At 54.3% G+C, this 20,210-nt stretch carries 21 protein-coding genes; 6 read left to right on the top strand and 15 right to left on the bottom strand.

The window, feature by feature from the left end:
- Window positions 1-126: 126 nt before the first annotated feature.
- The 4 genes from ACMHXI_RS00640 to ACMHXI_RS00625 form a co-directional block, all read right to left on the bottom strand.
- Window positions 127-366: a YrhK family protein gene (locus tag ACMHXI_RS00640; protein ID WP_037474551.1), complete on the bottom strand. Its 240-nt coding sequence runs from the start codon at window positions 364-366 to the stop codon at window positions 127-129.
- A gap of 170 nt (window positions 367-536) precedes the next feature.
- Window positions 537-1,142: a hypothetical protein gene (locus ACMHXI_RS00635; protein ID WP_071238942.1), complete on the bottom strand. Its 606-nt coding sequence runs from the start codon at window positions 1,140-1,142 to the stop codon at window positions 537-539.
- 45 nt (window positions 1,143-1,187) lie between these two features.
- On the bottom strand, window positions 1,188-1,556 hold the full coding sequence (locus ACMHXI_RS00630) for a nuclear transport factor 2 family protein (protein ID WP_071238943.1): 369 nt from the start codon (window positions 1,554-1,556) through the stop codon (window positions 1,188-1,190).
- Between the two features lie 46 nt (window positions 1,557-1,602).
- Entirely contained in the window at window positions 1,603-2,070 is a 468-nt protein-coding gene (locus tag ACMHXI_RS00625; RefSeq protein WP_071238944.1) for a hypothetical protein, read from the bottom strand.
- Window positions 2,071-2,599: 529 nt separating this feature from the next.
- Between ACMHXI_RS00625 and ACMHXI_RS00620 the strand changes: the two genes are divergently transcribed.
- Together ACMHXI_RS00620 and ACMHXI_RS00615 are read left to right on the top strand one after the other, a co-directional pair.
- A complete protein-coding gene (locus tag ACMHXI_RS00620) occupies window positions 2,600-3,892 on the top strand; it encodes an amino acid permease (protein ID WP_144131447.1) in 1,293 nt (430 codons plus the stop codon).
- Window positions 3,893-4,015: 123 nt separating this feature from the next.
- Window positions 4,016-5,569 carry an L-lactate permease gene (locus ACMHXI_RS00615; RefSeq protein ID WP_107005765.1) on the top strand — a complete coding sequence of 518 codons (1,554 nt, stop codon included), beginning with the start codon at window positions 4,016-4,018 and terminating at the stop codon, window positions 5,567-5,569.
- A 126-nt stretch (window positions 5,570-5,695) separates the two neighbouring features.
- Here the strand turns inward: ACMHXI_RS00615 and ACMHXI_RS00610 are convergent, their stop codons facing one another.
- From ACMHXI_RS00610 to ACMHXI_RS00600, 3 genes are all read right to left on the bottom strand, one after another.
- Window positions 5,696-6,292 carry a DNA-binding response regulator gene (locus ACMHXI_RS00610; RefSeq protein WP_025010119.1) on the bottom strand — a complete coding sequence of 199 codons (597 nt, stop codon included), beginning with the start codon at window positions 6,290-6,292 and terminating at the stop codon, window positions 5,696-5,698.
- Window positions 6,289-7,479 carry a sensor histidine kinase gene (locus ACMHXI_RS00605; RefSeq protein ID WP_107005764.1) on the bottom strand — a complete coding sequence of 397 codons (1,191 nt, stop codon included), beginning with the start codon at window positions 7,477-7,479 and terminating at the stop codon, window positions 6,289-6,291. Before ACMHXI_RS00605 ends, ACMHXI_RS00610 begins: the two co-directional genes overlap by 4 nt.
- A 136-nt stretch (window positions 7,480-7,615) precedes the next feature.
- A complete protein-coding gene (locus ACMHXI_RS00600; protein WP_107005763.1) occupies window positions 7,616-8,290 on the bottom strand; it encodes a tetratricopeptide repeat protein in 675 nt (224 codons plus the stop codon).
- Window positions 8,291-8,385: 95 nt separating this feature from the next.
- Between ACMHXI_RS00600 and ACMHXI_RS00595 the strand changes: the two genes are divergently transcribed.
- On the top strand, window positions 8,386-8,688 hold the full coding sequence (locus tag ACMHXI_RS00595; RefSeq protein ID WP_244908475.1) for a DUF3332 family protein: 303 nt from the start codon (window positions 8,386-8,388) through the stop codon (window positions 8,686-8,688).
- Window positions 8,689-8,838: 150 nt separating this feature from the next.
- Here ACMHXI_RS00595 and ACMHXI_RS00590 read toward each other — a convergent pair whose 3' ends face one another.
- The 7 genes from ACMHXI_RS00590 to gmk all read right to left on the bottom strand — a co-directional run bounded on the left by ACMHXI_RS00590 (window position 8,839) and on the right by gmk (window position 16,009).
- Complete coding sequence (locus tag ACMHXI_RS00590) at window positions 8,839-9,768, bottom strand: calcium/sodium antiporter (RefSeq protein WP_044735398.1); 930 nt, start codon at window positions 9,766-9,768, stop codon at window positions 8,839-8,841.
- 170 nt (window positions 9,769-9,938) lie between these two features.
- Window positions 9,939-11,594 carry an AMP-binding protein gene (locus tag ACMHXI_RS00585; protein ID WP_044735397.1) on the bottom strand — a complete coding sequence of 552 codons (1,656 nt, stop codon included), beginning with the start codon at window positions 11,592-11,594 and terminating at the stop codon, window positions 9,939-9,941.
- Between the two features lie 159 nt (window positions 11,595-11,753).
- A complete protein-coding gene (gene trmH / locus ACMHXI_RS00580) occupies window positions 11,754-12,446 on the bottom strand; it encodes a tRNA (guanosine(18)-2'-O)-methyltransferase TrmH (RefSeq protein WP_413733714.1) in 693 nt (230 codons plus the stop codon).
- 57 nt (window positions 12,447-12,503) lie between these two features.
- On the bottom strand, window positions 12,504-12,887 hold the full coding sequence (locus ACMHXI_RS00575) for a RidA family protein (RefSeq protein ID WP_025888534.1): 384 nt from the start codon (window positions 12,885-12,887) through the stop codon (window positions 12,504-12,506).
- Between the two features lie 23 nt (window positions 12,888-12,910).
- Window positions 12,911-15,019 (bottom strand): bifunctional GTP diphosphokinase/guanosine-3',5'-bis pyrophosphate 3'-pyrophosphohydrolase, encoded by a 2,109-nt coding sequence (gene spoT / locus ACMHXI_RS00570; protein WP_071238954.1) that lies wholly within the window; start codon window positions 15,017-15,019, stop codon window positions 12,911-12,913.
- A gap of 25 nt (window positions 15,020-15,044) precedes the next feature.
- On the bottom strand, window positions 15,045-15,326 hold the full coding sequence (gene rpoZ / locus ACMHXI_RS00565; RefSeq protein ID WP_025010112.1) for a DNA-directed RNA polymerase subunit omega: 282 nt from the start codon (window positions 15,324-15,326) through the stop codon (window positions 15,045-15,047).
- Window positions 15,327-15,385: 59 nt separating this feature from the next.
- On the bottom strand, window positions 15,386-16,009 hold the full coding sequence (gene gmk, locus ACMHXI_RS00560; RefSeq protein WP_025888535.1) for a guanylate kinase: 624 nt from the start codon (window positions 16,007-16,009) through the stop codon (window positions 15,386-15,388).
- A gap of 230 nt (window positions 16,010-16,239) precedes the next feature.
- Between gmk and ACMHXI_RS00555 the strand changes: the two genes are divergently transcribed.
- From ACMHXI_RS00555 to ACMHXI_RS00545, 3 genes are all read left to right on the top strand, one after another.
- Window positions 16,240-17,535: a hypothetical protein gene (locus tag ACMHXI_RS00555; RefSeq protein WP_413733712.1), complete on the top strand. Its 1,296-nt coding sequence runs from the start codon at window positions 16,240-16,242 to the stop codon at window positions 17,533-17,535.
- A 111-nt stretch (window positions 17,536-17,646) separates the two neighbouring features.
- Complete coding sequence (locus tag ACMHXI_RS00550) at window positions 17,647-18,582, top strand: NTP transferase domain-containing protein (RefSeq protein WP_071238956.1); 936 nt, start codon at window positions 17,647-17,649, stop codon at window positions 18,580-18,582.
- Entirely contained in the window at window positions 18,575-19,639 is a 1,065-nt protein-coding gene (locus tag ACMHXI_RS00545) for a phosphotransferase enzyme family protein (protein ID WP_208185217.1), read from the top strand. The genes ACMHXI_RS00550 and ACMHXI_RS00545 overlap by 8 nt, the downstream gene beginning before the upstream one ends.
- A gap of 43 nt (window positions 19,640-19,682) precedes the next feature.
- On the opposite strand, the gene ACMHXI_RS00540 is transcribed toward ACMHXI_RS00545, so the two are convergent.
- The gene (locus ACMHXI_RS00540; protein ID WP_071238958.1) at window positions 19,683-20,117 is read right to left on the bottom strand and encodes an HNH endonuclease; all 435 of its coding nucleotides are present in this window, start codon (window positions 20,115-20,117) and stop codon (window positions 19,683-19,685) included.
- Between the last annotated feature and the right edge of the window lie 93 nt (window positions 20,118-20,210).

Genomic DNA, 20,210 nt, shown 5'->3' with positions numbered 1-20,210 from the left:
AGAAATAGCCCTTGGCAATGCGTTGCGTTTATCGGCTGGGTAAAGTGTGGCGCAATGGTGGCAGGGCTTCTGCCTGGGGGCGAGTGTATGGCAAAAGCCCTGATATATTGGTGGCAGATTAATCTGTCAGCGCCACCAGTTGAGCAGGGTGACCAGGGGCTTTATCAGTAGCTGAACACTGCCTATTACAAACAGCCAGGCGCCGATAATAGTGTGAACATCTGTGAGAAAAAAGAAGCTGCCCAGTAGAAAACAGAGAGCGACTATCAGGTCGCTTAGGGTATTGAACAAGGCGTGTTTGGGAAGAGGGGTGGCGGGGGCTTTGATATCTTGCTCGGCAAAATATCGCTGCTTACTGTCGATCATGGTTCCTTCTTGGTAGTTATGATTCGCCGCGATACCTTAACGCTGCCATCCTCCGAGCGCAAATCTAATTCCCTTTGTTTTTGTGTGTATAAATATATCAACATAATCATTGAATTAAGTTAACAGCTGGCCCCTTTGGTTTGTCAGGCTTGGCTAAAGAGTAGCGTAACTTAACGGCCCAGGCCTGAACCCTGGGTAACTGTTATTTCGCCGTTAAAGCCTATCAGTTCGGCGAGTGTTTGTGCGTAGGCTCTGGCCTTGTCTGTGGCCTGCTTTTGAGGTTTGAACAGGCCAAAACCGAGTCGCTCACGCTCAGCAAAACAGAGTACCACGCTGACACTTATGAGCTCTTCGTCAGTCAGGTGTTCAAGCATGTGACTTCTGAATCTTTCGTTATAGGTATTGCGTTGCACCTCTATGCGGCAGAGTTGACTGAGAGGCTTGCTTTTTCCGCCCCGGAAGAAGCAGCCCTGTTGCAGATCCAGAGTAACGGGTTTGAGCAGGCGGTAGAGGTTCAGGCCCATGATGATGCCGCTGAGCCCCAGCACTATAGCTATGATGGCAGCCGTAAACCAAGTGTCCTGTCTGGCGGGGTCGAACACCAGCACTCCCAGAATTCCGGCAAGCATCGCCAGTAGTCCCCAAAGCGCGTATTTCAGTTGCGTTTGCCTGCTGCGCCAGATGAGTTTCAACTTGCCTGGCTCAGCCTCGAGCTTTGTCATCAGCATATGCTGCTGATATTGGCAGAGCCTGGCCTGCTGTGGGTTTTTGGTCATAAAATGGTCACCATGAAATCAGTAGTTTGTCGTAAAACCCAGTGCTTAAGCCAGCAGGCTCGAGTGAGCCGCTATCAGTTGCCAGCCGCTTGTCCTGTGCAGCCAAACCCGGGTAAAGCGAAAACGGCCGTTGGTTGGCGCTTTGGCATAGCTGCCTTGAATATTCACCTCCGCCGACACTATCGCAGTCCCCTGATGCAGCCGTATCTCTTCGGCCAGGGTGTCTATCCGAGTGATATTGAGCAGGCCTGAGCTGTGGGCATGCAGATCCTCTGCTTTGCCGAGCATTTGCCCCAGGTGATTGGTGAATATCAGTTGAGGCGACAACAGTCTATCCAGCAAATTGATATCCGAATTCAACATGGCGCTACGCAGTTGGCTTTCCAGTTGCTGAATGTCTGAGATGTGATTCATGGTTATTCCCAAGGCCTGATGAGTGACGGTAAAGAGGCAAGAAGGTTTAAAAAATACTGACTTTGGCACACTTGCCACAGTACCAGGAGTTTTGCCATTGATTCAGTGCCGCCTGGTATTGCTGCATCGACTTTCGCCCTCCCAAGTAGTTTTTCCATAGCCAATCGGCGCTCAGGATCAGAGTAAAACAGGAGACAAAAAAGCACAGCACCCCCAGCCAAAAACTGCTCCAGTTGCTGCCTGCCTGAAACCCCAGATAGCCGCCCAAGAGTAGTCCGGGGAAAGCCGCCAGAAATAGCACCAAGGGCTGAGGGTCAGATGGCGGCGAGCAGCGCTTGGCCAGTTCGGTTTGCAGTTGGGCGCTACCCTTGAGTTTTTGTTTTCCATGCACTGATAAGGGTTGGTTGTTCCACACGGGTTTGGCCGAGGCGCTGACTGACATTTCTGTTGTCCCCTCGGCATGAATGGCTTTGAAATGTCTGATATTATCTGAGCCGCAATGTCTGCAACGCATTGATTGTTCTCCTTAACTTAGACTAACCGGATCCCTGATTCTTCTCGTCCAAACAACAGCCTTCGGATAACAAGCCTTTGCTGGTCGCCGAGTCATGGTAAAGCTTTTAGCCTCGGCGGTGAACCCGAAAACCAGCTACAGGCACTCTTTTTATCCGTATTCACAGCGTTTGGGTAAACTCATATAAATTAACTTCTATGCACTTATGATGAAAATAAATTCATTGGATGCTGGAAGTGTGAAAGATAGTTCATCTGCGGACGGCCAATTTCATATTGATCGATTGGATTGGCAATACAAATTTCGCCGGAATGTTTGCTAAAGCAGATCGGCTTCAATATTTGAGCCGTATTTGGCTTAACTTAGTCTATACATCTGCCGAGGTAGACTTTATCTATTTACAATAATCATACAGGTTTGGCCCCATATTTAACTCATTGAGATTAATGAAAATACATTAGGAATTTATATTCCTTGAATATTAAATGGTTCAAAAAATAAATAAAAAATAATTGAACCAGGGGGCGTAATGACAGCAGCAATATCGGCAGTAGAAATCACCAGGGGCTCGGCACAGTGGAAGGTGGCAACCCGCTTCGACAGCACAGACTGGGGCTGGGTGATCATGAGTATAGGCATGGCCATTGGCGCGGGGATAGTATTTCTGCCTATTCAAATAGGCTTGATGGGACTTTGGGTATTCCTGCTATCGGCCATTATTGGCTATCCAGCCATGTATATGTTTCAGAAACTATTTATTAATACCTTGGTGGAATCTCCCAAATGCCGGGATTATCCGGATGTGATTTCCGGTTATCTGGGGAAAAACTGGGGAATATTACTGGGTGTGCTCTATTTCTTGATGTTGGTGATTTGGGTATTGGTTTATTCGACCGCAATTACCAATGACAGCGCTTCTTTCCTGCAGAGTTTTGGCCTCACCAAACAGCTGTTGTCCGATAATCCCTTCTACGGGTTGGCACTGGTTTGCATCCTGGTGAGTCTGGCATCCAGAGGCGAGGCGCTGCTATTCAAGGTTTCATCTTTTATGGTACTCACCAAATTGAGCGTGATCGCGATACTGGGTTTCATGATGATAGAGCAGTGGGATCTGAATAACATAGGTGCGGTACCCACTCCCCAGAGTGGCTTCAAAGACACTATTGTTATGCTGCCATTTACCCTGTCATCGATTCTGTTTGTGACCAACCTGAGCCCTCTGGTGATCTCCTATCGTGCCAGGGAAAAGTCGATAGAGGTGGCGCGCTACAAGGCTCAGAGAGCGATGAAGTTGGCCTTTGGCATTTTGTTTGTAGTGGTATTTTTCTATGCCGTGTCTTTCAGCCTGGCCATAGGGCATGACCAGGCGCTAAAAGCCTACGATGAGAATATCTCCGCCCTGGCCATGGTGGCTCAGGGTATCCCCGGAGACACCATCAAGCTGTTCAGCCTGATCCTGAATATTTTTGCCGTTATGACAGCCTTCTTTGCGGTTTACATGGGGTTTCGTGAAGCCTGTTATGGCCTGACCATGAACTTGCTGAGGCGCACCACTGCGGAAGAGAAGATCAATACTAAGTATGTCAATCGCGGCATTATTTTGTTCACCATACTGCTTGCCTGGGGCGCCATCTGTTTCAATGCGCCTGTGCTCAGCTTTACCAGCATCAGCAGCCCGATCTTCGGCCTGGTGGGATGTTTGATCCCGGCTTACCTGGTCTATCGGGTGCCTGCGCTGCATAAATATAAGGGCTTGTCTCTTTACATAGTTATCGCGACCGGCATCTTGCTGTGTCTGTCCCCCTTGCTGACATTCAGCTGAAGCCTTGTGGCAAGGCCTTGAGCAGGTTGGAGTTCCGCTCAAGGCCTACCCAGCTTCACCCCTAGGTTTTGGGACGTAATCCATCACGCAATTCACTCTATCTCTGGTCATTTAAGGAATCCTATGCACGAGTATTTGCTGTTTTCCCTGGGCGTATTACCGCTCTTGGTCATGATCCTGCTGATCTTGAAAATCAAGATGCCGATACATCAGGCGGTGTTAATCACTCTGTTACTGACCCTGGTCGAGGCAACCATTTTCTGGCATACCCCGGCACTGACCTTGGGCTCGGCCATGGCTTATGGGGTTATCAAAGGCTTGTGGCCAATAGTGATAGTGATCCTGGGGGCCATCTTCAGCTATAACCTGATGCTTCAAACCCGCAGCATGGAGGTACTGAAAAACCTTCTCGCCGGGATCAGCGACGATAAGCGGATCCAGGTGTTACTGATCTCCTGGTGTTTTGGCGGATTTCTCGAGGCCGCCGCCGGATACGGTACTGCAGTGGCGATTCCTATCGGGATATTGATTGCTTTGGGTTTCAAGCCGCTGAAGGCGGCGATTGCTTCTCTGGTGGCCAACACAGTGCCTACGGCGTTTGGTGCCGTGGGGATCCCTGTGTCGATTCTGGCTGAGCAGGTAAACCTGCCTGTGACTGAGCTGAGCGGCGCAGTTATCGCGCAGCTGGCACTGTTTACCTTGCTGCTGCCTTTTGTGATTGTCGCCATCATAGGGGATGGACTCAAGGCGATACGGGGAGTGTTTGGTATTTCGCTGGTATGCGGAATAGCAACACTGCTGCCGCAGTACTTTGTCGCCATTCATCTGGGAGCTGAGTTGCCCGCTTTTGCCGGCAGTTTGGTCAGTTTGCTGGTGGTGGCCTTGAGGGCTAAAAAACGCCAAAAGCCCACCCCGGCCGCTTATCGTATCGACAATGACCAGTGCCGCATCACCGGCCACTACAGTGGTGGACAAATCTTCAAAGCCTGCGCCATCTATCTGCTGATCTTTGTGTTTATTCTGTTGTGCTCGCCGCTGTTTCCGGAAATCAAGAGCCTGCTGACTCAGGTGTCTTCCAAGCCGGTATTTCCGCTGGCCAATGGGGTGGAGCTGAGTTTGACCATTGACTGGATAGCCACGCCGGGTGTCTTGATCATTCTGGCGACCTTTATCGGCGGTACCCTTCAGGGAGCCTCATTGGCCAGCATGTTAAAGGTGTTCAGCGCGACGTTAAAGCAGCTGAAAAACTCCATTATAGCCATCACCGCCATAGTGGCGATGGCAACCGTGATGGATGTCAGCGGTCTGATAACAGATATGGCCCATACCCTAGTGAATATTACCGGAGGGGCATATCTGTTTATCGCCCCCTTGATTGGCGCGTTGGGGACTTTTGTTACCGGCAGCGATACCAACTCCAATGTGCTGTTTGGTAAGTTGCAGACAGTGGCTGCGGAAAAGCTGCAGGTGGATCCGCTGTGGCTGGCTGCCGCCAATACCTCCGGAGCCACGGGCGGGAAAATGATCTCGCCCCAGAGCATAGCCATTGCCGTGTCGGCGACCCGGATGGAGGGCCAGGGCAGCGCTATCATGTCCGGTACCATCAAATACTGTATGGCTTACATCTTGATCCTGGGGCTTAAGGTGGGCCTGGTGTATTACCTGTTTATGAGCTGATTTCGGAGAATTTCTTCGACGAGGAGTTTACGCGAGGAGTTATTGTCTCGCGTACTCTTTGTGCAAAGAGAGCTTGCCGCTAACAGGCCAGAGTAATGGCAGTATGCTTGTTACTTGCCCGCCTGCTTACAGCCAGCCCTTTTGTTTGGCGATTCGGGCGGCATCGATACGATTGGAGGCTCCCAGCTTGTTGATGGCTTCCGACAGATAGTTGCGTACCGTGCCTTCACTGATAAAGAGAGCGGCGGCAATCTCGCCGCTGCTCTTGCCCTCGGCGGCCAGTCGCAGGGCGCGGCGTTCTTTGTCGGATAGCGGGTCTTGCTCCCCAAGAGCCAGCATGGCCAGTTCGGGGGCAATGACTTTTTTACCCTGCATCACCTTGGCTATGGCCTCGACCAGTTCCTCCACAGGGGCATCCTTTAGCAGGAAGCCGCAGACACCGGCCTCCAGCGCCCGTTTGATATAGCCGGCGCGGCCAAAGGTGGTGATGATAATGGTCTTCAGCGCAGGTTGCTCTCGGGCAACCCAGGCAGCCAGCTCCAGCCCTGAAGTGCCGGGCATTTCGATATCTGTCAGCAGCAGTTGAAAATCCTCGGTCTTGAGCAGTGCCAATGCCTGGTCGCCATCCGTGGCCTGGGTGACGCTGAAGTCCCCGGACAGTTGCAGCAGGCCGGCAAGCGCGCCGCGAACCATGGCTTGATCTTCCGCCAGCAATATCTTCATACCTGGCCCTCCAGGGGATTTTTGTGTTGCTCTTGGGCGAGCTTGTCCATGTTCTCGGTACTCTCGGTCTTCACTGTGCTCTTTGCTTTCTCAATGCCCTCTCCCTGGGCCGATAACAGCTGTTGTCTGGGCAGCAGTAAAAGAGCGCTGAACCCCTTTGCTGTATCGATTTGCAGCTCGCCACCCAAGAGGGCAAGCCGCTCGGCTATGCCTTTGAGGCCGTTCCCCGGAGTGGGTTTAAGCCTTATCGTGCCGTTGTCTCGCAGGCAAATGGTAAGTTGAGGCTCCAGGGTAAAGCTCAAGTGTGCCTCTGTGGCATCACTGTGCCTGAGAATATTGCTCACCAGTTCGGTCAGGATCAGTATCAGTTGGCTTTCTGCCAGTGGCGACAGCACAGGCAGTTCCCCCTCCAGGCTGACCGCCAAGCCTTTTTCGCGCAAGCGCCGACAGAGTTGGGCGCAGCAGCTATCCAGCCCCTGATGCCGATAGTCGGCCACAGCACGGCGAATTTGGCTCAGGCTGTCGCGGGCAATCTGCGCCAGTTCAGTGAGTTGTTCACGGCTGGCTTGCAGGTCATTTTTTTGCAGCAGCTTGTTCGCCAATTCGGCCTTGAGGGCGATGGAAGAGAGTTGATGTCCCATGAGGTCGTGCAGATCTCTGCCGATACGCTCCCGCTCCAACATGGTCGCCAGGGCACGGATCTCCTCTTCGCTACGGCGGGCTTGTCGTTTGGCCTGTTGGCGTTTGCGCTCGGCGACCCCAAGCAGAGAGGTAGCGGCTGTCAGGCCGCAGCCATAATAGACAAAATAGAGGCCGTTAAAACCCAGCAATTGATTCAATGCCAGTAGCACCAGGGCGATCAGCAATAATGCCGGCAAGAGCAGCCTGAGAGGATAAAAAAAGCCGATAAAGAAGGCGGCGAAGGTAAACAGCGACAAAGAACCCGGATTGGCGGGGGTGATCAAAATAGCCAGTAGGATGATCCCCAGAATTTGCCAGTGCACTTTATCCCTATCGGCGCCATAGGCGCGAAAATAACAGTAGATAAAGGGCGGCAAAACCAGCAGGCTGGCAAGCCATTGCCAGGGCGACACCGGCATAATAAACAGTGGGATAAAGTAAAAGGCCAGATTGACCAGATAGTATTTAGCCAGTTTGAGTTCGGTTTGAGTCTGTGGATCCTGCATCGGTTGTCCTCGCATCTCCAGCGCAAATAATGGCGTGTATCGGTGCACAAGTAAACCGGATCCCCGGGCGGAGATCCGGTCGAGACCTTAAGGTGGTGCGAATAAGCCCCAGTGGCGCTCTGGTACGCACCTTCCCTTATTGCTGCGTTTGTTTTGACAGAAGAAAACCTGCCCAGGCGTAGTCAGGATCCAGTGCCAGAGCTTGTTGCCAACTCTGGCTGGCGGCTTTGGATTGTCCCAGCTGTTGCTGTATCACTCCCCGCCAGGTGTAGGCTTCGGCCTGACCCCAGCAGATATCGCTGCAGGGATTGGCATAGAGTTTCAGGGCGCGTTCAATTTCCTGCAGGGCTCTGTCACTGCTGCCACCATACTCGACTGGCGTATAGAAACTGGAGATGGCGTCAATGAGCGCGACTCTGGGGCTGTTGGGCGCCAGTTGTCTGGCATTTTGCAGAGACTTGCCTGCAGCTTTCCCCAGGGTTGCCGATTGGCTTGGATTGGCGGTTATCTGCATACCATAAACAGCAGACAGAAGTGCCAGAGCTTCACCGTCCTTGTTGAAGTTCGGTTGAGCCAGGCTTTCGGCCGCAGTGGCCAAGGCCTGATCCCGGGTCTGAAGCTGGCCGAGTATATTGGCGCTGACAGCCAAACGATAGTTAGCGTAGGCCTGTTGATATCCCTGACTGTTGTCGGCGTAGAGGCTCAAGGTGTCAATGTCGATTTGATTTGCAGCGGCATCGATTTCATCAATGGTGGCTGCCTGGGTTGAGAGGGCCAGACTCAGGCCCAATAACAGTGTGAGTTTACGCATCATTCGCTCCTTGGATGAACAGACTCGAATCTGAGTCGGGTTTAGTATTCCCGAGAGCCTGAATTGGCGGTATTCACAAAGGTCATAAGTTGCAGGTGACAAATGTCATCATTACCGGCAAGTCACCGGCCTTGGTGGATATGCCGGCCGATGCCGTTTTCAAGATCAATCATAAACTGGATAAGGAACTGACCACGGCACCGGTAAAACTGAGCCGTGCCAGCATGTCAGCCATAGATGACAATACCCTGGCGATGACGTTGAGCTATGAAGATGGCTCCGAGCAGGTAATGCTGGGGCGCAAGCAGGGGGAGATGGTGGACTTCTACCTGGATCAGCAATTCATTGCCAGTGTCAGCATAGCTGAGATGGAGAGTTATGTAGCGGCTCGCTCTTGAGCGCTTCTGGGCTGCTTGAGCCCTTAACTTGATGATATCCCGGGTTTTGACTATCCATTCTTGACGTCAAAACCCGGGATTTTTTTATGCTACTGCGGCTTGGCAACAAAGCTTTTCAGAAGCATTCCGTTGCCAGTGGCGTACTCAGATTCAGGCGCTGGCGTGGGTAACCAGATAGCCCATATAGCCGCAGTAACCCAGCAATAATATGGCGCCTTCGCGGCGACCGATACGAAAACCGCTCCAGGCAAAGGGCAACACCAACAGTGCCAGGGTTAGCATCACGCTGAAGTCCAGGCTGCTGAAACCGGCTGAGCTGATAGGATGCACCAGGGCAGTAACCCCGAGGATCCCCAGCAGGTTGAACAGGTTGGAGCCAACCACATTACCTATGGCGATATCGCTCTGGCCCTTGAGAGCGGCCAGAATCGAGGTCACCAATTCCGGCATGCTGGTGCCTATGGCAATAATGGTCAGGCCGATCACTACTTCGCTGATACCGAAGGTACGGGCCAACTCGACCGCGCCATCGACAAACAGTATGCCGCCGCCCACCAACATGCCGATACCGGCGATGATAAACAGCAGCGACAACAGAGGGTTCTTGGGGCCTTCAATAGGTTCATCAGTCTCTTCGCCCTTGCTGCTGAAATAGCTGAGCAACAGATAGCCGACCAGTAAGCTGGTCAGTACGGCGCCGTCAATCAGGCTCAGTTCACCGTCGAGTACCAGCAGCCACATCAAAATAGAGGCGCCTATCATCAGCGGAATGTCGCGTCTGACCATCTGTGACTGTACCCCTATCGGGCGGATCAGCGCGGTCAGTGCCAGGATCAGACCGATATTGGCGATATTGGAGCCCACCACGTTACCCAGGGCAATACCCGGACTGCCGGCCAGTGCTGACTTAACGCTCACTGCCAGCTCGGGCGCGCTGGTGCCGAAGGCGACGATCGTCAGGCCGATCACCAGCGGGGTGATCCCCAGACGCAGGGCGATGACGCTGGCGCCGCGAACCAAGGCTTCGGCTCCCAGAGTCAGGATCAAGAAGCCGCCGAGAATAGAGAGTGCAATCAACATTAAAAACCGCTTTTCCTGTCAGTAAGGTGCCATGCAGAACGGCACCGATGAATGTGTTTGGGCTGCCAGCATAAGGTTTTTCCTCCCGAAGGCAACCTCTTTTTGACAGAATATGTCACAAAAATCCCGGCCGAAGCCGGGATAATCAGATAAACCAAGGAGCGTCGGCTCTAGATTTCATCTTCCCATACGACCTTGGCACCGCGAATGCCTTCCATCCGACTGGCGTATCTGCTCTCCAACACATGGCGCTTGATTTTCAGTGTCGGAGTCAGCACGTCGTTTTCTATGGTCCAGGGCTCCTTGACCACCAGAACCGCTTCCACGGTTTCATGGGATTCCAGGTTGGGGTTAACCGCATCCACAGTGGCCTTGAGCGAGGCGCGCACCTCTTCTCTGGCTTGCAGCGCCGCCCCTTCAGAGAGTTGCACCAAAGCTACAGGGTGAGGCAGTCCCAGGCCGATGACACAGATAAGCTCCACATGGGGATCCTGCGCCAGCTTACGTTCAATTGGCACAGGCGCCACATACTTGCCCTTGGCGGTCTTGAAGTTATCCTTGACCCGGCCTGTGATGCTGACGCAACCGTCGGCATCTATGGCGCAGAGATCGCCTGTGAGGAAAAAGCCCTCTTCATCGAAGGCGGCGGCTGTGGCTTCCGGCGCCTTGTAATATTCACGCATCAATCCCGGGCTCTTCACCAGCAGTTCGCCATTGGCAGCCTGCTTAACTTCGCAGCCGATCACCGGCTTGCCGACTGTGCCTATCTTGCTGGCATCGAAGGGGAAGTTGATGATTGAGTAGGCGCAGTTTTCTGTCATGCCCCAGGCTTCGCAGATATCCAAACCTATGCTGTGATACCACTCCACCAGTGACGGCGGTATGGGCGCCGAACCTGAACCGAGCAAACGACACTTGTCCAGCCCCAGCCCTTTATGGATCTTGCGTTTGACCAGATGGCTGATGAGGGGGATCTTCAGCAGCAGATTGAGTCTGGCGTAGCCGACCTTATCGATAATATTCTTCTGGAACAGGGTCCACAGCCGAGGTACCGAGAAGAACACGGTTGGCCGCATTCGCTGCACATCGGCAACAAAGCTGTCGAGGCTTTCGACAAAGGCAACGCAGGAGCCGGAATAGAAAGAGGAACCCTCTATCGCCACCCGCTCTGTGATATGGGCCAGCGGCAGGTAGGATAGCAGTCTGTCTTTACCATCTGTCTTGAGATCGCGCACCACGGCATTACAGGTCCAGCCGTAGCTACCGAAGGTTTGGATGGCACCCTTGGGCTTGCCGGTGGAACCTGAGGTGTAGATCAGCGTCATCACCTGCTCGGCCTCGGGATAAGGGGCATCCACCAGAGGTGTACCGAGATTCAACAGCTGCTGCCAGTGATATTGAGCCGGCATGGTGTCATAAGGCATTGCCAGGCGCAGAATATCACCGCCGACACCGGCTTCCTGATCGGCCCAGTGATCCAGCTTACCCAGCATGATGGCCTTACAGCCACTGTGTTCCAGCACGTAGCGTATGGTATCGGCATTGGCCGTGGGGTAAATGGGCACACTGATATAGCCGCCGTGCATCAGCGCCAGATCGGTAATGAACCATTCGGCGCAGTTTTTCGACAGCACGGCTATCTTGTCGCCGGGTTGCAGCCCCAAGTGACGCAGGCCGCCGCAGAGTTGTTGCACCTTGGCCTGTACCTGACGCCAGGTCAGATCCTGGTACTGGCCGTTGATCGGCTGCCTGAGATAGATCTCATCGCCTTGAGTCTCTACCCAGTGGTCGAGCATTTCCACCGGGCTCTTGAATGATGCTTCCATGGGGTGTCCCCTTTACTGTTCTTGTTATCTGCGTAGCTGCAGCTTCCCCCACGGCGGCTGCAACGATCTGATTATCTGTTAGTTTCGCTATGCAGTGGCCAAACCAGTATGGCGATAATTGTGATCTGGCGCAATATTTAATCGGTTGTTTGAAAAGCTTCACAGTTCGGGGACGGGTTCACGCATCCGCTGCCACCAGTCGGCAGCGGCGACTATCTGGCCCTGCGTGTCTATGGCCGGGTAGGGAATGCCTTTGCGCCGACAGGCTTTGGCATAAATGGGGTGGCCTTGCTCAAACAACATGGTCTGGCAATAGTCATTGTCCAGCTTGCGGGCGCCATAGAGCCCGGCCTCCTGCCGCTGACGCTGCGCCTCATACAATAGCAGCGCCGACGCCACCGAGACATTGAGGGATTGCACCATGCCGACCATGGGGATCACTACCTGCTCGTCGGCTAGGGCCAGGGCTTCGGTGCTTATACCATCACGTTCATTGCCGACAATAAAGGCTGTGGGGCGGCGGTAATCCAGCTCCCTAAAGTCACGTGCCTGAGGGCCGAAATGGGTGGCGACCAGCTGCATCCCGCGCGCCTTGCAGGCCTTGGCCGCCGAGGCGAAGTCATAGTGTTTAATGGTTTTTACCCACTGCTGGCTGCCGGAGGCGGTATTGCCGGACAGGCGCATATCGGCATCGGGCCAGACCGCATGAATTTCGTGGATACCCACAGCATCGGCACTGCGCAGCGCGGCGGAAATATTGTTGCTCTTGTGGACTTTGTCCAGGATCAGGCTCAGATCCGGCTGGCGCATATCCAGCATTTGGTTGATGCGAGCGAAGCGTTCGGGGCTCATTGGCGGGGGATCCTATATGAAAAAGGGCGCCGTAGCGCCCTGTATTGGGGAGGGAACTCAGAGTTCCATCACACCGTCCATCTCGACCAGAGAACCCTTTGGCAGCTCTTTCACACCGATGGCTGCGCGGGCCGGGTAAGGCTGGTTAAAGTAACGGCTCATGATTTCGTTGACCGTGGCAAAGTTGCCCAGATCCAGCATATAGATATTCAGTTTGACGATATCGGCCATGGAACCGCCGGCGGCTTCACAGACGGCCTTGAGGTTGTCGAATACCCGTACAACCTGGGTTTCAAAGTCGTCACCGGCCAGTGCCATGGTGGCTGGGTCCAGCGGGATCTGCCCGGACAGGTAGACTGTGCTGCCCACTTTGACTGCCTGGGAGTAGGTGCCGATAGCGGCGGGAGCCTTGTCTGTTGCTATGATGATCTTCTCTGCCATAACGCTCTCTCTTTTTTCTGTTATCAACGGTTACGGGATGTACGCAGAACCTCGGGCAGTACCCTGATTCGGCGCATAACATTTGCCATGTGGATCCGGTCGCGAACCGAGATGCGCAGGTTGATCAGATAGACGCGGCCATCGCGCTCTTCGGTGCTGAGATTGTGAATATTGGAGCCTTCGGCGGCAATGATATTGGTGATCTTCGCCAGCGCGCCCTGATGGTTGACGATTTCGACCCTCAGGTTGGCCTGGAATTCGACGCCATCGACGGCATCCCACTGCACCGGAATATACTTGTCCGGCTCGCCCTGATAGCCGCGGATATTGGCGCAGTTTTCCATGTGCACCACCAGGCCCTTGCCCGGGCTCACGTGAGCAATCACGGCATCCCCAGGAATGGGGCGGCAGCAGTTGGCGAAGGTAACCAGCATGCCTTCGGCGCCGCGGATCGGCATCAGCTTGTGCTCATCATGCTGCTTCTGCGGCTCTATCTTGTCGCCCTTGAGGCGTTGGGCTATGACTATGCTCATGGCATTGCCAAGACCTATGTCGGCCAGCAGTGACTGCAGATCGGCGTGTTTGGTGTCTTTGACTACTTTGTCTATTTGCGCCGGATCTATCTGTTCCAGCTTGGTTTCGCCCAGTGCATGGTTCAGCAGACGCCTACCCAGGGTGCTGGCTTCGTCCTGCTTGAGGCTCTTGAGCACCTGACGGATTTTGGCGCGGGCCTTGCCGGTAACCACGAAGTTGAGCCAGGCGGCGTTGGGGCGGGCACCCTTGGCGGTGATGATCTCGACCGTTTGCCCGGAAATCAGTGGCTGACTCAGGGGGTAGGCCTGGCGGTTGACCCGGGCGCCGACACAGGTGTTGCCCACATCTGTGTGCACCTCATAGGCGAAGTCCACCGCGGTGGCGCCTACCGGCAGTTCCAGAATGCGGCCCTCGGGAGTGAATACATAGATCTCTTCCGGGAACAGCTCTGTCTTGACGTTTTCAACAAATTCAAACGAGGTGGAAGCACTCTGCTGCAGTTCCAGCAGGCTTTGCATCCATTTGCGGGCGCGCAGCTGGGTAGTGGTACCCGAGGCGCCGGTCTGGCCACTCTTGTACATCCAGTGTGCCGCAACCCCTTTGTCGGCCATCTGGTCCATGTCTTCGGTACGGATCTGAATTTCCACCGGTACCGCATGGGGACCAAACAGCGAGGTATGCAACGACTGATAGCCGTTGGCCTTGGGAATGGCGATATAGTCTTTAAATCTGCCCGGACGCGGCTTGTAGAGGCCGTGCATCACCCCGAGCACCCGATAACAGGTGTCTATGGAATCCACTATCAGGCGGAAGGCATAGATATCCATCACTTCCTGGAATTGCAGCTCTTTGCTGCGCATCTTGTTGTAGATGGAATAGAGGTTCTTTTCCCTGCCCTTGACCTTGCCCTTGATACCCACATCTTCCAGGCGGGTACGAATAGCCGTTTCTATGCTTTGGATCAGTTCCTTGCGGTTACCGCGGGCGGCACGAACCACCTCTTTGAGTACCCGATAGCGCATGGGGTAATAGGCCTGAAAGCCGAGATCTTCCAACTCTGTCTTGATATTGTGAATACCCAGACGGTTGGCGATGGGGGCGTAAATTTCCAGGGTTTCGCGGGCAATGCGGCGACGTTTGTCGGGCCGCAGGGCGCCCAGGGTGCGCATATTGTGGGTGCGGTCGGCCAGTTTGATGAGGATCACCCGGATATCCTGGGTCATGGCCATCATCATTTTGCGGAAGTTTTCCGCTTGGGCCTCTTTCTTGTCGCGGAATTTGATCTTGTCGAGCTTGGAGACACCTTCCACCAGTTCCGCCACCGAGGTGCCGAACAGTTCGGCCAGATCCTGATGGGTAACTTGGGTGTCTTCTATGGTGTCGTGCAGCAGGGCGGCCATCAGCGTCTCGTGGTCGAGACGCATTTCGGCCAGGATGCGGGCAACCGCAACCGGATGGGTAATATAGGGTTCGCCACTGGTGCGCATCTGCCCTTCATGGGCATCACGCGCCACCTGATAGGCCTGCTTGAGTAATTCTACCTGCTCCGGCTCCAGATAACTGGCGGCAGACTCCTTGAGACCTTCAAACAGATACAAGTGGCTGTTCTCCTAAGAATATGCCTTAGAGTGAAGAGTTACCTTCTGCAATCGCTGCCACGGCAGCAATTTCAGCTGCTTCGCGCTCACGTACGCTCTGACGCTCATCGGCATCCAGAGTCGCTGAGTTAACCAGTCCCTGTTCGATTTCGCGCAGTGCGATAACAGTGGGTTTGTCGTTTTGCTCTTCAACCAAAGGATCTTTACCCTGGACGGCGATCTGACGGGCACGACGCGCCGCAACCATGATCATATCAAAACGGTTGCCGATTTGTTTAACGGCGTCTTCTACAGTAACGCGAGCCATGTGTTGAAACTCCAGTGATTTGAATGGAAAAAATGACGCAAAATTGTACACGAAGGCAATTAATCTGCCAACAGACCCTTAAGCATATCATTGTGAGTATTAATTTGACTAGCACGAGTCAGGCGTTGTGAGCGAATGATTGCGCTCAGATCCCCCAGTGCAGTCTCAAAATCGTCGTTGACTATGATGAAATCATACTCTTTATAGTGCGACATTTCTGACACCGCCTGTGCCATGCGGGAGGCGATGACTTCGCTGCTATCCTGACCGCGACCTGTCAGACGGCGCTCCAGTTCTTCGCGGGACGGTGGCAGAATAAAGATACCGATGGCCTCGGGCATCAGTTTCTTCACTTGCTGGGCACCCTGCCAGTCGATATCCAGGAACACATCTATGCCCCGTTCAAGCGTCTCTTCAATGACCTTGCGGGAAGTGCCATAAAAGTTACCGAAGACTTCGGCCCACTCGAAGAAGGCTTCTTCGGCAATCAGCGCCTTGAACTCCTCCACCGACACATAATGATAGTGCTGGCCGTGAACCTCTCCCGGACGGGGCTGGCGGGTGGTGTGCGATACGGAAACTTGTTTGTCGGCCGGTTTATTGGCCAGCAGGGCTGCAATCAGTGACGATTTGCCCGCTCCACTGGGGGCCGAGACAATAAAAAGGTTTCCGCGTGCACTCATAATATTTGGGTTCCAAGTCTTTGGCTGTAAAAAAGCCGGTGGCTGATGAGGGAAGCTGCGAACTATGCCCTGTCGGCACTCTGGCTTGCGCCAGCTACAGGTGTTCAAGGCAGCTTCCTTAAGGGCAGCTATTATATAGGCAGGCAATGCTGCCATGCCAGTGGCGCTGACAATTGCCATCAAATTCGTTAGGCTGCCATCAATAAGTCGGTCGATTTTTAAGGGGTTCTGTGCTGTATAAATCGCTCATCTGTATTCAGGGTTACGACAATGGTCTGCGACACGCGGCCATCAGTGGCGCCGTCTATCTTTTGTTACTCGTGCTGGGGTTGCTTTTTGGCGGCGGCAGTTTCATCTGGGTGCCCGGGATTTTACTGGCGCCCGTACTACTGCTCAGTTGCCGTCGTCGCTTGGGTGACGGTGGCCTGAATCCCTGGTTGTCACTGATAGGTCTGCTGCCTTGGCTTATTCTGTTGTTGACCTTGGGTAGCGGCCAGGAAGGCAGTTACCTGATAGGAGCCCTGGTGCTGGCTTTGGCGCTGCATACAGGTTTGGCACTGTTGCCTGGAGGGAATCGCGGCCGCGGCGCCCGCAGCAAGCGAGACTATGTGCAGGGATACTGTGGCCCTGTGCCTTTGAGCGCTGAGCGCAAAAACAAGATAAGGCGGGTCGAGCCAACCCTGGGCGGCGCTTCAGTTCTTGAACCTGAACCTGAACTTGCGCCTGGCTATGCTGCCGAGCGCGGCGCTGCTGAGTATAACGCCGTCCATGACCTCAGTCATGACGCCATATCCTATGGACCTGGCCGCAGCCGTTATTTCGACTCGGCGCCGACCGAGGGCGATATCTCAGCGATAGATACAGAGCCTGGCTGGCATACAGATAAGCAAGCCCGCCATAAGGTCAATAGCGCTGAGCCTGGGTTTGATGATGAGATCGACCGCACCGGTTCCTTGTCTGTGTTGCTGCTCTCCTGGCGCGATGCCGTATTGCAACTTTGGCAGCGGCTTGGCAGCCTCTCGGCCGCCCAGCGTAAGGGACTTGCCATAACCGCGCTGGTCACAGCGCTGTTTGGCTTGGGATTGATCATATGGCTGCTGTGGCCTCAGGCTAAGCCTAATGACGCATCAGGCCGTGAGACTACTGAGATTGCGGCCGAAACTTCCGACAGGGTGACTGTGCGCCTACCGGACAGCTTCAACCTGTCGCTCGATGGCGACTTGCTGCGTATGAGCTGGCTTGGCGATACCGACGCCCCTGGCCCCTTGTGGGATCTGGCGACCGCCAAGGGCGACCGCCGCTGCGCCGAGCTGGTGTTCAACAATGGCACTGGCTATCGGCCCATGTCGGTCGTTATCGGCGGTAACGGCAAGGTCGAAGCGGCCTTCAGCCCTCTGGATAGTCAGGTGATTGTTCAGGATATGGCGCGGCGGGGCTCGGTTAAGCTCTGCGGCTATGACTTCAGCCTCAAGGGTAGTCAGGCGGCATTGGGTTCTGTTCCTGCCTTCCGGCAGCTTATTGAATAGGGCGCATGTTGGTGCACGGTTAACCACAGCTTTGGTTCATCAGAGCTGTGATTCTGTTATACTGCTTCGCTTCTTTCGGCTCGGCTTTCTTCGCGGCATATTCGACAGTTTATGAATACAAAATTAACTCTGGTGATTATGGCCGCCGGGCTGGGAAGCCGTTTTGGCGGTGATAAACAGTTGGCGGCATTGGGGCCCAATGGGGAAACCATGCTGCAATTGGCGCTACGCTCGGCCATCAAGGCCGGGTTTGCCCGCGCGGTGCTGGTTATCCGCCCTGAGCTTGAAAGCGAGATCCGTCGCCAGTTAAGCGACTTCCTGCCTTCCGGGTTTGAGTGGCACCTGTGTTATCAGACGCTGGACGATCTGCCACTGCCGGTATCGGCAAGGCAGACAGGGGATATCACAAAGCGCCACAGTAACAGGCAAAAACCCTGGGGCACGGCGCATGCCCTCTGGAGTGCCAGGCATCTGGTCGATGGCCCCATGGCAGTGATCACCGCAGATGATTATTATGGCGATCATGCCTTTGTGCAGTTGGCTGAGGGGCTTAGGCAACATCCCAATGAATGGATGATGGTGGCTTGGCCGCTGGGACTGACCTTGTCCGAGCATGGCGGGGTGAATCGTGGCCTGTGTGAGGTCAATGGGAAGGGTTACCTGACTTCGGTGCAGGAGTGGCTCGATATTCGTCAAGGCACCCATGGCCTTGAGGGAGAGCTTCAGGGTGAACGCCGGCCGATAGCCGCCGATGCCTTGGTATCCATGACCTGCTGGGGCTTTTCGGCGAATATATTTGCCGCACTGGAGCTGGGGCTCAGACGCTTTTTGGCAACCCATGGCGATGATCTTAAAGCCGAGTGTTATCTGCCTGCGATAGTGCAAAATGCAATTGAGCAGCCAGACCCAGAGCCGTGCCAACAACAGCAAAACCTTGCCACCCGTAGTGTCAGGGTGGAAACCGCCCGCGAGGCCTGGTTGGGAGTGACATATCCCCAGGACGCCGCCCGGGTGAAACAGCAATTACAGGAGTTAATGGGTGCTTGAGCTTATCCGGCAGCAGGTGCTGCCTCACTTCGGGATCCCTGACAATGCCAAAATCAGCCCACTGGGCAATGGCCATATCAACGACACTTTTCTGATCCGCAGCGCCGATAGCGAATTTGTGCTGCAAAAGATTAACACTCAGGTATTTCGTGCGCCCAACGCCTTGGTCAATAATGCGGCCAAGGTCAGCGAGCATTTGAGTCAGTGTGCTGCGCAAGGCGGCTATCAACTGCAGCTGATAAGGCCTGTGATGACCCGCGAGCAGCAGTTGGCTGTGGATCTCGGTGAACAGGGATTCTGGCGCGCCATCAGTTATCTGCCTTTCAGTCAGAGCATCGAAGTGGTGCGCTCTGAGGCCGAGGCCGAACAGGCGGCGCGTGCCTTTGGCCATTTCGCCCGCACCCTGAGCCAAGTAGACCCCCATGAACTGGAAGATGTGATCCCTCTGTTTCACCATCTGCCGGGCAGAATCGAAGCACTTTCCAAGGCGGTTGCCGAGGACCCGCTTGGGCGCCTACAGCACTGTCGGCAGTGGGCAGAGTTGGCCTTGTCCCAGCAATCGCTGCTTGCGGAGCTTGAAGATACCTGTGCCGGTTTGCCGCTGCGGATTTGTCACAACGACACCAAGATCAACAACATGCTGTTCGACAAGCGTGATATGTCCAGCATGGCTATCATAGATCTCGACACCTGCATGAAGGGTTTTCTGATGTATGACTTCGGCGACATGGTGCGCACCTTCTGCTCACCCGAGGCCGAAGACTCCACCGCACTCGAGAAGGTCAGAGTCAGGCCCGAAGTGTTTGCCGCCATCTGCCGGGGTTACCTGGCAGAGCTGGGCGAGGTGTTGACGCCACTGGAGCGCCAGAGCCTATGGCTGGGTGCCAGGGTGATCTGTCTTATGATAGGTGTGCGTTTCCTCACCGACTATCTGTTGGGGGATAAGTATTTCCATATCCACCGCGAAGGCCACAACCTGGACAGAGCCGCCAACCAGTTCACCCTCTATCTCAGCCTATTGCAGCAGAGCGAGGCCCTTAAGGCGTGCTTGGTTTGAGCTATTTCGCCGTCTCTGAAAAGGGGGCGGTGAGAGGTCTCCTTTACGATATAGCCTGGAAAATCTGCTGGCGATGCAGGGCTAGATATTCTTCTGCCGGGGCAAACTTGTTTGGTAGACGAATGGGCTGGTTTTCAAAGCGCTCAAAACTGTCACTCAAATATCGATTTTCTTTCATCAGGAGTTTAGGGGATAGCAGCAACTCCAGATGGGAATTCAAAGTGATTAAGCCTTTATCAAAAGCGGCGTCATGCAAGCTGGAAAGACACAGGCCGTTACTGGGGTTGAGACGTTGCTTAGGCTCTTGGTTCCAAGGCACTATATGGCTGGCAATCAGTAACTCTGGAATGTCTAATCCTGTTATGCAACAGCGAAAATCATAGGCACTCAAAACCGAGTTTCTAAATACTTGTTGGCCGACTCTGGCCTTAGGGAAGGTGCGAATAAGTCCTCGTGGCACTCTGGCTTGCACAGCCATTGGCGTTCAAGGCATCTGACTGAAGGCATGCCGGGGCCTGTCGAAGTCGGATAACGCAGAGAGCCGGTTGCTGTGAAAGCCCCGAAGGGCGTG

The organism is Shewanella sp. BJSY2023SW005, from assembly GCF_047314585.1.
GTDB lineage: Bacteria > Pseudomonadota > Gammaproteobacteria > Enterobacterales > Shewanellaceae > Shewanella > Shewanella algae.
Note: the sequence above shows the minus strand (reverse complement) of the source record. Positions and strands in the feature narration are given on the sequence as shown.

Coding starts and splice junctions, on each gene's coding strand:
- ACMHXI_RS00640 (WP_037474551.1), bottom strand. CDS start 366: ATGATCGACAGTAAGCAGCGATATTTTGCCGAGCAAGATATCAAAGCC.
- ACMHXI_RS00635 (WP_071238942.1), bottom strand. CDS start 1,142: ATGACCAAAAACCCACAGCAGGCCAGGCTCTGCCAATATCAGCAGCAT.
- ACMHXI_RS00630 (WP_071238943.1), bottom strand. CDS start 1,556: ATGAATCACATCTCAGACATTCAGCAACTGGAAAGCCAACTGCGTAGC.
- ACMHXI_RS00625 (WP_071238944.1), bottom strand. CDS start 2,070: ATGCGTTGCAGACATTGCGGCTCAGATAATATCAGACATTTCAAAGCC.
- ACMHXI_RS00620 (WP_144131447.1), top strand. CDS start 2,600: ATGACAGCAGCAATATCGGCAGTAGAAATCACCAGGGGCTCGGCACAG.
- ACMHXI_RS00615 (WP_107005765.1), top strand. CDS start 4,016: ATGCACGAGTATTTGCTGTTTTCCCTGGGCGTATTACCGCTCTTGGTC.
- ACMHXI_RS00610 (WP_025010119.1), bottom strand. CDS start 6,292: ATGAAGATATTGCTGGCGGAAGATCAAGCCATGGTTCGCGGCGCGCTT.
- ACMHXI_RS00605 (WP_107005764.1), bottom strand. CDS start 7,479: ATGCAGGATCCACAGACTCAAACCGAACTCAAACTGGCTAAATACTAT.
- ACMHXI_RS00600 (WP_107005763.1), bottom strand. CDS start 8,290: ATGCGTAAACTCACACTGTTATTGGGCCTGAGTCTGGCCCTCTCAACC.
- ACMHXI_RS00590 (WP_044735398.1), bottom strand. CDS start 9,768: ATGTTGATTGCACTCTCTATTCTCGGCGGCTTCTTGATCCTGACTCTG.
- ACMHXI_RS00585 (WP_044735397.1), bottom strand. CDS start 11,594: ATGGAAGCATCATTCAAGAGCCCGGTGGAAATGCTCGACCACTGGGTA.
- trmH (WP_413733714.1), bottom strand. CDS start 12,446: ATGAGCCCCGAACGCTTCGCTCGCATCAACCAAATGCTGGATATGCGC.
- ACMHXI_RS00575 (WP_025888534.1), bottom strand. CDS start 12,887: ATGGCAGAGAAGATCATCATAGCAACAGACAAGGCTCCCGCCGCTATC.
- rpoZ (WP_025010112.1), bottom strand. CDS start 15,326: ATGGCTCGCGTTACTGTAGAAGACGCCGTTAAACAAATCGGCAACCGT.
- gmk (WP_025888535.1), bottom strand. CDS start 16,009: ATGAGTGCACGCGGAAACCTTTTTATTGTCTCGGCCCCCAGTGGAGCG.
- ACMHXI_RS00550 (WP_071238956.1), top strand. CDS start 17,647: ATGAATACAAAATTAACTCTGGTGATTATGGCCGCCGGGCTGGGAAGC.
- ACMHXI_RS00540 (WP_071238958.1), bottom strand. CDS start 20,117: ATGGCTGTGCAAGCCAGAGTGCCACGAGGACTTATTCGCACCTTCCCT.